General features: G+C 42.7%; 12 protein-coding genes and 1 pseudogene. 4 read left to right on the top strand and 9 right to left on the bottom strand.

All coding sequences use genetic code 11. From position 1 onward, the window contains the following. The first annotated feature begins 9 nt into the window (after positions 1 to 9). Together PL8927_RS29160 and PL8927_RS16535 are read left to right on the top strand one after the other, a co-directional pair. The gene (locus PL8927_RS29160) at positions 10 to 219 is read left to right on the top strand and encodes a DUF6972 family protein (RefSeq protein ID WP_407947424.1); all 210 of its coding nucleotides are present in this window, start codon (positions 10 to 12) and stop codon (positions 217 to 219) included. Then, positions 167 to 445 (top strand): hypothetical protein, encoded by a 279-nt coding sequence (locus PL8927_RS16535; protein WP_083623670.1) that lies wholly within the window; start codon positions 167 to 169, stop codon positions 443 to 445. Before PL8927_RS29160 ends, PL8927_RS16535 begins: the two co-directional genes overlap by 53 nt. A 107-nt stretch (positions 446 to 552) precedes the next feature. On the opposite strand, the gene trpB is transcribed toward PL8927_RS16535, so the two are convergent. Next, positions 553 to 1,803, bottom strand: coding sequence for a tryptophan synthase subunit beta (trpB, locus tag PL8927_RS16530; RefSeq protein ID WP_083623667.1), 1,251 nt, complete (start codon positions 1,801 to 1,803; stop codon positions 553 to 555). 266 nt (positions 1,804 to 2,069) lie between these two features. On the opposite strand from trpB, the gene PL8927_RS16525 reads away from it, so the two are divergent. After that, positions 2,070 to 2,837 (top strand): hypothetical protein, encoded by a 768-nt coding sequence (locus PL8927_RS16525; protein ID WP_156093216.1) that lies wholly within the window; start codon positions 2,070 to 2,072, stop codon positions 2,835 to 2,837. Between the two features lie 164 nt (positions 2,838 to 3,001). Then, positions 3,002 to 3,223, top strand: coding sequence for a hypothetical protein (locus tag PL8927_RS16520; protein WP_083623662.1), 222 nt, complete (start codon positions 3,002 to 3,004; stop codon positions 3,221 to 3,223). 151 nt (positions 3,224 to 3,374) lie between these two features. Here PL8927_RS16520 and PL8927_RS16515 read toward each other — a convergent pair whose 3' ends face one another. The 8 genes and pseudogenes from PL8927_RS16515 to PL8927_RS16485 form a co-directional block, all read right to left on the bottom strand. After that, positions 3,375 to 6,917 carry a HEAT repeat domain-containing protein gene (locus PL8927_RS16515; RefSeq protein ID WP_083623659.1) on the bottom strand — a complete coding sequence of 1,181 codons (3,543 nt, stop codon included), beginning with the start codon at positions 6,915 to 6,917 and terminating at the stop codon, positions 3,375 to 3,377. A gap of 427 nt (positions 6,918 to 7,344) precedes the next feature. Beyond that, positions 7,345 to 7,557, bottom strand: a complete 213-nt coding sequence (ndhO, locus tag PL8927_RS16510) for an NAD(P)H-quinone oxidoreductase subunit O (RefSeq protein ID WP_083623654.1) — start codon at positions 7,555 to 7,557, stop codon at positions 7,345 to 7,347. 178 nt (positions 7,558 to 7,735) lie between these two features. After that, entirely contained in the window at positions 7,736 to 8,626 is an 891-nt protein-coding gene (locus PL8927_RS16505; protein WP_083623651.1) for a DNA-formamidopyrimidine glycosylase, read from the bottom strand. A 3-nt stretch (positions 8,627 to 8,629) separates the two neighbouring features. Then, positions 8,630 to 8,782 (bottom strand): hypothetical protein, encoded by a 153-nt coding sequence (locus tag PL8927_RS29155; protein ID WP_407947425.1) that lies wholly within the window; start codon positions 8,780 to 8,782, stop codon positions 8,630 to 8,632. Between the two features lie 39 nt (positions 8,783 to 8,821). Continuing rightward, positions 8,822 to 8,944: pseudogene (psaE, locus tag PL8927_RS29150) on the bottom strand (photosystem I reaction center subunit IV); the annotation flags it as partial. Between the two features lie 106 nt (positions 8,945 to 9,050). Beyond that, entirely contained in the window at positions 9,051 to 9,662 is a 612-nt protein-coding gene (locus PL8927_RS16495; RefSeq protein ID WP_083623644.1) for a DUF6391 domain-containing protein, read from the bottom strand. Between the two features lie 120 nt (positions 9,663 to 9,782). Continuing rightward, positions 9,783 to 10,511: an MORN repeat-containing protein gene (locus tag PL8927_RS16490; protein WP_083623640.1), complete on the bottom strand. Its 729-nt coding sequence runs from the start codon at positions 10,509 to 10,511 to the stop codon at positions 9,783 to 9,785. Between the two features lie 75 nt (positions 10,512 to 10,586). After that, positions 10,587 to 11,720, bottom strand: coding sequence for a hypothetical protein (locus tag PL8927_RS16485; RefSeq protein WP_083623636.1), 1,134 nt, complete (start codon positions 11,718 to 11,720; stop codon positions 10,587 to 10,589). Between the last annotated feature and the right edge of the window lie 73 nt (positions 11,721 to 11,793).

The raw sequence follows: 11,793 nt of genomic DNA, 5'->3' as shown, positions 1-11,793 counted from the left end.
GGCTGTTTAATTCTCAAGAAATTAGGTGCACAAATAGAAAGAGGAGAATACACGGGCAGCGTTCGGAACTACGAGCGCTATGGGCTATTTTTTACTGAAGCAATCGGTTATCGGATCAGTCCAGACGGTTTAAGAACTCCTTTGTTCTACGGTGAGGTAAAAATTGATGCAAACAACCGATACCACGCAATTCCTCGCACCCGACCTAGTGAAAGATGATTGGAACTTCTTAGAAGTTTGGGTAGATTCAATGCAATCACCACCCTACGTCTTGCTGCTACTAAGTGACAAAATGGGGGGTTGTTATGTTTTCGACCCCTCTGAGCATTATAGTCTTGTAAAAGCTTTTCAGAACTATGAAGAAGCTCAACTCTGGCTATTGGAAGATGAATACGAGCCACTGGAAGGACGCCTATTTAGCCTCGAAGTTCGCCAGAGCGATTGAAACTTGTTGCGTGGAAGGGCATAACACCGTTGGGCTGCTTCATCACTGAAATCAATAACGTTCTAGCGTCACCCATCCGACAAACAATTTTGCTTTTATTGCTGAATTTAACTGTTAGAATGATTCAGGAATTTCTGTACCGTTTGTACATCTTTATCTCCCCGTCCTGAACAATTTAAAATAATTCGAGGACTGCCTTCTAATTGCGGACAAAGCATTTCTAAATAAGCGATCGCATGGGCCGTTTCCAACGCTGGAATAATCCCTTCCAAACGCGATAACCGTTGAAACGCATCTAACGCTTGTTGGTCAGTCACACTATAATATTCTGCCCGACCCAAATCTTTTAAATAGCTGTGTTCTGGCCCCACACCCGGATAATCTAACCCAGCACTAATAGAATGGGCTTCCATCACTTGACCATCATCATCTTGTAACAGATAACTCATCGCCCCGTGTAAAACCCCCACTTGACCATGAGTTAAGGTGGCGGCGTGTTTTCCCGTTTCCACCCCCGACCCGGCGGCTTCTACCCCAATGAGGCGCACAGAAGATTCATTCACAAACTCATTAAATAGCCCCATCGCATTAGAACCGCCCCCAACACAAGCCAATAAAATATCCGGTAAACCGCCCCATTTCTCTAAACATTGGCTGCGAGTTTCGATGCCAATTACATTATGAAAATCCCGTACAATCATGGGATAGGGATGGGGGCCAGCAACCGAACCGAGAATATAATGGGTCGTTTCCACGTTCGTTACCCAGTCGCGGATGGCTTCAGACGTCGCATCTTTTAAGGTTCCGGTTCCCGCTTCCACAGGTCGAACTTCCGCCCCTAACAGCCGCATTCTAAACACATTCAGGGCTTGACGTTCCATGTCGTGAATGCCCATATAAATCACACAGTCTAGGCCATAGCGGGCGCAAACCGTCGCCGTCGCTACCCCATGTTGACCCGCCCCAGTTTCCGCAATAATTCGTTTTTTGCCCATTTTTTTCGCTAACAACGCTTGGGCGAGGGCATTATTAATTTTATGGGCTCCCGTGTGGTTGAGGTCTTCCCGTTTCAGATAAATTTGCGGGCCTGTACCGTCAGGTTTAGCATAATGTTGGGTGATGCGTTCGGCGAAATACAGAGGGCTAGGCCGTCCCACATAGTCTTTAAGCAGGCTTTGGAGTTCCGTTTGAAATTCAGGATCTTGACGATAATGGTTATAGGCCGTTTCCAGTTCAGCTAAGGCGGGCATTAAGGTCTCAGGAACGTATTTGCCGCCAAATTGTCCGAAGCGTCCGAGGGGGTCAGGGCGTTGTGTTGCGGTGAGTTGGGGGTTGGGAGGTAAGGGAGTGGTAGTCACGGCGCAGGAAAATGATTAATATTGAACAATTTTCTAATTATATAGCGAGTCTCAATCAAAAGGTTAGGAATCTAACCTGACTCAGTTGTTGTGATATAAAATCCCTAAATGTTTACTGCAAATTTACCCCTGTAGAGACGTTCCATGGAACGTCTCTACAGGGGGTTTTGGGGGATCATCTGTAGCATCTATAATGGGATTTGATATGAGTTAGGGAACAAAAGCCACTGTTTGGAAATTAAATGATATTGATGGGGAAAAATGCTATGAATCAAAATTCTAATTCTTCGGTGGTTCCAGAAGCCAATTTAAGCCAAAATCAATCTATTATACTTGGCAAAAAATTTTATATCCTGTTGGGGATGACTTTTTTAATTTTAACAGTAGCTTTAATCCCGGCTTATACTTATTTAATTTTTGCCATAACTTTAACAACGCCCCCATTACAAAATCATCCAGGTTATTCTCAAGTTTTAATCGATTTGTTCTGGAAAGGATTTAGTTTATTAATAGCGTTATACTGGCTTTACCTAGGAATTAAAATTGGATTATCTCGTGGCGGACTCTGGGTAATTCCTTCAGCATTCTTCTCTTATTTTATTTTAATTTCGATGGTTCAATTAATTGGGAAGTTATCAGCAATAGCTATTCCCAGTAGTTCTGATTCTATTGTGGGTCTATTTTTTCAATCTGGCTATGGCGGAATATTCCTTAGATTTTTGAGTTACAGCTTAATTTATATTTGGGGGGGTGGAAGTTTTTTTAATATGGGGGTTGTTGGGGGATGGTTAACAAAAAGGTATCAAAAAGTTGGCTTTGAACCCCAAGAGTCTAAAATTCTAGCCTTGCTAATAATTCTATCGAGTTTTAGTTGGGGAGTTGTGTTTTTCTTAAAATGGCTTTTACCTTTGATGATATTAACAGGAATTCTAAGCATTGGGGGAATAGTAAAATTAATTCAAACGAGCGTTAAGAAACGCCAGAGAGTGATTCCAGCTTATCTTCAATCAGAATATCAAAGAATTCCTGAATAGGATTTCATCTAAGAATTATGGGGAGAGCGATCGCATTCGAGATCATCTCAAACAGTTAGGGATTACCTTAATTGATCAACCCGGAAATCAAACCATTTGGCATCGTTAATTTGAGTTAATTTATCTAACTCGTTTGTGTTAAAATATAGGAAAAGGAGATTATTGTGTTAAAAAGTTATGAAGCAATTTATGAAAACGGTCAGGTGAAATGGTTATCAGAACAACCTCAAGTGAGTTCAGCGCGTATTATTGTGACCGTGTTAGAAGAAACAAAAATATCTCCAAAGCGTCGGATTCCTTCAGCCTTGATAGCTGGTAAAGCCAAAACTTTAGGAGATATGATTAGCCCTATTATTGATGAAGAGGATTGGGAATGTCTGAAATAATTATTCTCGGTTTATTATAGCTACAATGTTAGTTTATCAAGCAAATTTAGCCAGTATTGATAGTGTGTTCTCTCAATATTCGGAACTCGATACCTACTTGATGAAATAGCCGAGAAGTCACATAAAATTCTGCAATAACTCTAATACACAATTAACCATTCACCAAATCCCACAACGCATCAATACCTCTCCCAACAAATTCAGAATCTTCATGTTGTTGAATCCACTCCACCACCAACGGCTTAACTTTAGGGGATTGCTTACCTAACTTGCCTAATGCCCTTGCTGCATCCCAACGCACCGAATCCGCACTATCTGACAAAGCGTTAAGCAAAGCCTCTATTACTGTTTCCGAAGTATTTCCTAACTTGCCTAATGCCCCTGCTGCATACCGACGCACCCCATAATTACTATCGGACAAAGCTGTAAGCAAAGCCTCAATTACTGTTTCCGAAGCATTCCCTAAGTTGCCTAATGCCTCTGCTGCATCGTCACGCACCCGATTATCACTATTGGACAAAGCTTCCAGCAAAGCCTCAATTACTGTTTCCGAAGTATTCCCTAACTTGCCTAATGCTCCTGCTGCATTCTGACGCACCCAATGCTGACTATCGGACAAAGCGTTAAGCAAAGCCTCTATTACTGTTTCCGAAGTATTCCCTAAGTTGCCTAATGCCTCTGCTGCATTCCCAGACACTAAATCTAAATCGTGACTATCGGACAAAGCCACAAGCAAAGCCTCAATTACCCGGTCTGAACTATTACCTAACTTGCCTAATGCCTCTGCTGCATTCGGACACACCTCATCATTACTACCGGACAAAGCGTTAAGCAAAGCCTCAATTACCCGGTCTGAACTATTACCTAACTTGCCTAATGCCTCTGCTGCATTCTCACGCACAGAATACTCACTATCGGACAAAGCGTTAAGCAAAGCCTCTATTACTGTTTCCGAAGCATTCCCTAACTTGCCTAATGCCTTTGCCACATTCTGACGCACCCCATCCTCACTATCGGACAAAGCGTTAAGCAAAGCCTCTATTACTGTTTCCGAAGCATCCCCTAACTTGCCTAATGCCTCTGCTGCATTCTCACGCACCCTATGATCGCTATCGGACAAAGCCTTAAGCAAAGCCTCAATGACTGTTTCCGAAGCATTCTCTAAGTTGCCTAATGCCTCTGCTGGATACCCACGCACCCAATACTCACTATCGGACAAAGCCTTAAGCAAAGCCTCAATGACTGTTTCCGAAGCATTCCCTAACTGGCCTAATGCCTCTGCTGCATTCCAACACACCCAATTATCACTATCAGACAAAGCCTTAAGCAAAGCCTCAATGACTGTTTCCGAAGCATTCCCTAACTGGCCTAATACCTCTGCTGCATTCGCACGCACCCCATCATCACTATCGGACAACTGTTGAATTAACTCGTCAATCACTGTTTCCTTTTCCCCTAATTCGGCTCGATAGGTTAATAATCTATCTGAATCAATTTTGCTTGTCTGGGCTTTTAAACGTGCCAAACATTGCGGAGCAAAATCCGTTTCATAGAGACTGCAAAAAACCTTAAAAAGCTGCTCCTTGAGTTTATCTGATGTCTTGTCACTAATCTCTAAACTAACTAACCGGGCTAAAATATCCTCCACTAAACCACTATCCGCCACATTTAAGCCTTTGGGATTTTCAGCTAAACAACTACCCGCAAATAATAAATCTCGGTGTAACCATTGCTCATACTCACTTTGATTATCTAAGATAACTTGAATCGCTTTTGCTGCTGATTTTTTCTGCTGTTGAGCTACCAATAATAACAAAACCTCCCGCCAGTGAGCATCATGGAGATGGGTTTTAATAGCATCGAGAATAATCTCGAAGTTATAGGAATCTTCCTCCATTTCCCGTTGTATTTTTTGAGCGCAAAGATATTCCTGAAAAGTTTTATGGACAAACGCATAACAATCTCGACCTTGCTCATTCAGTAAGCCACTGCGATCGCGCACAAAATCAATAAAACGTTGGGCTTCATTTTTAGCTGGAGTCCATTTAATCTGCTTTGTGTTTTCGATATAATTTGCCACAAACTTAATCAACTCATCTTTATCAATTAACGTTCCCTCTAATTCATTATTTTCAATTCCATCTTGATGGCTATGAATCCAAAACGCTAAATTTTGCATCAGATCTTCCCAATCATCATTTTTGAGATATTCTAATTTGTTATGATTTTCGAGTTGCTTATTGGTTGTATCCCAAGTTGTTAATAAAGTTTGTACTGCACAGTGATAAAGTTTATATCTTTCCTTCGGTAATTGAGCTTGATAACGGTGAATTAAAGTAATAATCGTTAACAATAAAGGATTCCGCGCTAGAAGTTGCAGACGAGGATTTTTATCAAAAGCTTTTTTAATGTCTTCCTTGCGTAATTTAGCTTCTTCTGGATCTGGAGTCCGGCTATTATACCAATTCTCAATAAATGCGTTAATTTTTTTATCGTCAAATGGCTGTAACCAATAATGGGGAAACTCTTCAGCCCGAAAAAAGTCTCTTCTATACCCCGCCGGACGAGACGTAATCATTACCCGATTTTGGTCATATCTTCCCAGGAAATTCTCTATTTTTTGGACGATTTCATGGCGTTTGCCTTCTTCAACAATTTCATCTAAACCATCTAAAAGAATTAAAGCTCTACCATCTTCTAGCCAATGTTCAAAAAATCTTTCGGGTAAAGATTGAACCGCCAGAGATTTATAGCAAAATTGCTGATAATATTCTAAAATACTCAGATTTTCAAAGCGAACATAGTCCCGCATCCGAATCAAAATCGGTAGCCAATCAACTTCTGAATTTAAGCCTAATAATTCCGATTGATTTTGAGCAATGATCACTGAAAAATAACTCATTAACGTTGTTTTTCCTGAACCGGGCGCACCCAAAAGCACAACCTTTTTAGCCTGATTTTTCGTTAATAAATCCTGAGCCGGAAAGGGATTTCCCGCATAATTATCTAAAGCCATCCATTGACGTTGTTGTCGGGATAATTCCCCTTGGCGATTTCCCCGATCTCCCAACTCTAAAAAATCAGCTTCCCTCAGACTTCCATAACGTTCTTTTTTCTCCTCTTTGACATCTTGCATCACAAAAATTTTAGCCAGCTTTTCGGATTTATCGTTTTCCTGTCCTTTAGCATCAATACCCACAAACTTAACATCATCATACCAGCATATTAATTGTTTAAGATAAACAGCCTTAGCATATTTAAAGTTTAAATTACCCCCAATTTGTTTAAAATATTCTGTTTTAAATAATTCTAACCAAGGTTTAATAAATTCTGGATTAATTCGATTATTTCCATCTGAATTATTATTGTTAACTGTTTCTTCAAAAGCAAAAACAAGTAAATCCAGATTAATTCCCTGATTAACTAGAGGTTTTTGCAATTCTTCTAAAACTTCTTTTCTCTGAAAATATTGATCTAAAAATTTACGTTTAAACCGCTTATCACTCTGACCAAATAACTGCTCACAGTGTTGCTCTGCAACAGTAATCGCCACTTTTAAAGCTTTTTCAATCTCCTGGGGATTTAATTGACTGCAAATATTCTTCAGAATACCACTGGCGATTTTTACTGCTCCCCATTCCCCTAACCAAGGTGCAATTACCGTGCCTAAAGTGCCTAAAGTTTCTAATAACATATAGCAATCCCAAATAGGCTGTAATAATTTTAGTTGAATTGTTAGCTTTTGCTTGAGTGCATTTCTCCACTATAGCAAGTCTAAATTAGTTCTACATCAGACTTAAAATCCAATTCCTCGTAGGGGCGAGGCGCGCCCCATTAGTGTCAACTTAAACCATNCGCACCCCATAATTACTATCGGACAAAGCTGTAAGCAAAGCCTCAATTACTGTTTCCGAAGCATTCNGTTCAACAAGATCTTTTCTGATTAACCGCAACCCCACTGAACCCGCCCCTACGCCCGAAATTTATTTCCGGGCTTTTGGCGTTAAGTTGACGGACTTTGGGCGCGCCTCGCCCCTACAAAGACATCGGGTTATTGGGAGGGGGAAAATCAAGTCAAGTGACAAAAGAGGGATAGACCGCTTAATAGATTATGCCAGCTATTAAGCTGCTTCTAGTTGGTCTAGTCGTAACCAGATATTCGGTGTGGGGACTTGTCCAAATTTAACTAAAGCATAGTCCCCTCGCAGTTCCATAATTTCCCCTTTGGTTTCAAAAAGATAAGGGGAAAATCGGCTATCACTGGCTTTTGCCTCTAAGCTGTTTTCTAACTTTTCCCGAACCGCGTGAACAAAGTCACCTTTTTTAATTGCCATAGCTCGTTAACTTAAAATAGTGATAGAATCTTTCCCAAATTTTAAAGGTTTATTAGGTTAATTTTCTATATTCTTTCCCCCTATTGCCCATTCCCTATTGCCTATTGCCTATTGCCCATTTCCTATTGCCCATTTCCTATTGCCCATTTCCTATTCCCTATTCCCTATTCCCTATTCCCTATTCCCTGTTCCCTGTTCCCTGTTCCCTGTTCCCTCCCCCCTGACATTGAGGACAAAAATGAGCAGACCGTCCGGCAAGTTTTAAACGTTCAATGGGAGTTCCACAAACGCGACAGGGTTCTCCAGTCCGGTTGTAAACCCAAGCGCTACCCCCATAATTACCATTTACTCCTTGAACATTGAGGAAGTTGCGAATCGTTGTCCCGCCTTTTTGAATACTTTTTTCTAATACTTGAATAATCTGGTGCTGTAAGCGTTCGAGTTGTTCACGGGTTAAAGTAGTGCAAGGAGTTGTTGGGGCTATTCCGCTTAAAAATAACGCTTCATCTGCATAAATATTCCCGACTCCAGCCACTAATTTTTGATCCAAAAGGGCTGATTTTATGGGGCGTTGACGTTTTTTAAATTGGGCTTGTAAATATTCAACGGAAAATTCTGGAGCAAAAGGTTCTGGCCCTAAATTGTTTAATCCGGTAATAATATTAGAAATCTCTTGATCCGGCCGAACCCACCAGATTTGACCAAAGGTGCGTTGATCAACAAATCTCAATTCTCGATTTTCAGCAAAAAATAATCGAATGCGAGTGTGTTTTTGTAAGGGTTCTTGAGGGTTAACCCATAATAATTGACCCGTCATCCGTAAATGAACCCCTAACCAGCCTCCAGGGGTTGAATTAGAGTCTAATTTAACTAATTCTGCTAATAAATATTTACCTCGGCGATGCCAATGAGCGATCGCAATTCCGGTTAAATTCTGCAAAAATTCATCAACAGAAAACGGGTAGGCGAGAGTGCGTTTTAACAACACCTCACCCCCCATAAACGCTCTTGTCAAGGTCACTTGATTTAGACCTTGCCGAACGGTTTCAACTTCCGGTAGTTCCGGCACCGACTAATTTCCTTCGGTTCCTTGGTTCGGATCACCGATACGAGTGGGACTACCACCAGGAACTGTGCGATCTTTCGCTTCTACGGAAGTTTGAGGGCCACTTTTCCCTTTCGTGCCACCTTTGCTGGAGCCTGCAACTTCCACGACTTCAGACATCGCAAAGTTGTTAGTGTTGATGGTTGAATAGTTCACCTTGTCAAAGCGAACAATCACCGGGTATTTGATACCACTGGAGTCTACAGAAGCCACTGTACCCACTTCTTGATACCAGTAAGACTCTTTGCGTAGGATACGAACTTTAGAACCACGTTGAACCATTGGTTTATCTTCCCCTTTTTAATGAAAAGAACGGACAAAGACGTTTAATGTTCAGGGTACTACTGGATCGGCTGTCTCAGTTCACTCAAGTCTTTAAGTTTTATTGCTAACTTACCCATTGCACTCGAACAAAATGGGCTGAACGTCCCCAAAAGTCTTGGGTTTGGGATATTTCTACCACCCGCAAATTAAAGGGAATCGCCGTTGTGAGATAACGTTGGGCTATACTTCCCAAATCGGGGGCCAATTGATTGGCCAAGACCGTTGCTAATCCCAAACCGAACAATTGTTCTATCAGGTTTTTGGGAAGCAGGGAACTGATCCCGAATGCGAGTCCACTGGTTAAGAGTAAATTCACCGAGAAATTCGTCCCACAGCGCGGATGAACGGCTAAATCCCATTCTCCTAGGGTTAGACGTCTTAACCCCTGCTCAACGGCTTGCCGTAACCGTCCTGTCTCTACTTTTCCATACAGGTAAAAACCCTGTTCCGTTGACATTCCCCCGAATAATTCCGTTTCGGCCCGTTGGTTAGGGGTATTCGCCCCTTCACTCAGCACCCAAACCGTTGCGTGTTCTAAAGCATGAACTTGACGAATTGTCAAGAGTTCTGCAACTCCTGGCACAAAACTTAACTGTTGCAACAGTTCCCGATCCTGGGTGGGATCAGGTACAAAATCAAAAATAGACTGACCCGTTGAACTGGAAAAAGCGTTCATCAGCAAATCTCCCGGTGTATAGCAGTCGCGGAAATACGGTATTCGTAATTCGTAATTCGTAATTCGTAATTCCCTGTTCCCTGTTCCCTGTTCCCTGTTCCCTGCTTTTTGAGATTTTGTCTATACTTTTTTACCATCGCGGAAAGACCCTGGATAACGCTTGCCTTTGGCATCAACAATTGTTCCTTGGCCATGAGGAACGCCACCTCGAAATTCTCCTTCATAACGAGTGCCATTTGCAAAGGTACAGGTGCCTTTACCATCAAGTTCTTGATTAAAAAACTGTCCTTGACAGCGAGTGCCATTGGTTCGGGTAAATACTCCTTGACCAAAGGGAGATCCGGCAAAGAATTCTCCTTCATAGCGATCGCCATTCACATAAATAAATTGTCCCCGACCATTGGGTTGACTACTGACCTTTCCACTCCCAACTTCTCGCACCAGTTTAAACGTGCCAATATAGCGATCGCCATTAGCAAAAATTACCGTTCCTTGACTGATGTTGCCATCCTTAAATACCCCAACGACACGGGCATCATCAGCAAAAATGAATACCCCTTGTCCATTGGGTAAACCATTACGAAATTGTCCTTCATAGCGATCGCGGTTGGCATAAACATAAATCCCTTGCCCATCCGGTTTGCCGTTGACAAAATCCCCTTTATAGTTATCTCCTCCCTCATAATTACACTTCACGCTTCCGGTGGGTAACTGTCCTTCACAAACAGGAGGACGCTTACCTTCTGCTTGCTGTGAAAAAGCAGGAAGAGGATCATTAATCCCAATAACAACCGCTAAACTCGATAAAATTAGCGTCAAAAAACCCAGTTTTGGCATCGAACACAACATGGTTACTCCTACCATGAGAAAATTATAGAAATTACTAAAGATTACACCCCTTTCCGTGAGTCCTGTTAAACAGGACTAACTGCTTGGACGGGAGGTTCGCATACTAATATTATTGATTTGTTGATCGGCAGGTGGATTAATTGCACCCACAGATTTAGCAATTTCAACGCCATTTTGCTCAAAAATCACCAGGGGTTCACCCCCAGTATCAAACTTAACTCGCTTGACGAGAACTTCACCATTAGACACACGCTGTCCCACGTTCACATAACGACTGGTGGGTTCTGCGGGAGCTTTGAGAATAACTTTAGTTTGATTTCCCACTTGCAATACCCCCGTGACTTCCATAGCCTGAGCTAAGTCTGTGGATGGAGGTGGCGGCACCAAGGGTTGAACAGCAACAGGTGCAGGAGGTGGCGGTGGCGGTGGATTGGGATCACGCCAAGACGGGGGTGCTTCTGTATTCGGAATTGCAGGTAAATCAGGGACTTGGGCAATGGGTAAACTCGGTAACGTGGGTACGGTTCTTCGAGGGCTAACGGTTCGAGGTTTCGGTGCTGTTGCTCTTGGGCTAGGAGACAAGGGGTTAGAGGGATTACGAGTCACACCACTGGGCGATGTTGGTGTTGTTCTGGGATTTGCTGTCGCACCTCTACCCTGATTTACTGTTGGCTTAAATCCCGTATTAGGGCTACGGGTTTGAGGTGAAGGAATGCTCACACTGGCAGTTCTCCAGCGAAGCGGAGGTTCAGCAACGGGTAATTTGGGCAGATCTGGTACAGCACGAGTAGTTTGTTCTGGTACTTCCGGCGCTTCTCCGATGTCAGGAGTGGTTTGTACAATTGATGGAGGCAAGACTGCAAACGGATCAACATTCGACGCAGGGGGGGCTACTGTGGTAGCGGGTGCTACGGGAGTTCCCGCCGGACGTTTTCCCAATAAATTTAAGCGTTCTTCTGGATTAGTCGATTGAATTAAACCCGCACCCGCAGCGACGTTTGATTGTTCTTGGACTAAAGGATCTTTAAACGGGGCTATTTGACCCGGACTAGGGGTTGCATTCGGTTTAGGTGAAGCCGAAGCTCCAGGGGAAGCCGCTGGAGAAGTTGTTGGACTGGGTGTAGTGGCTGTTTCTTCGGGTGTCGAACCACATCCTCCCAGCCCAACTGTGAAAATACCGATGGAGAGCAGAAACCAAAGTTGACGCATTGCCAGTCCCCAAAATACAGTTGATACAATTTAAGGATACCCAATCTTCATCCCAAGGCACAACAGAAACTAC

Source organism: Planktothrix serta PCC 8927, from assembly GCF_900010725.2.
Classification (GTDB): domain Bacteria; phylum Cyanobacteriota; class Cyanobacteriia; order Cyanobacteriales; family Microcoleaceae; genus Planktothrix; species Planktothrix serta.
This window is presented reverse-complemented; position numbering and strand designations above follow the sequence as displayed.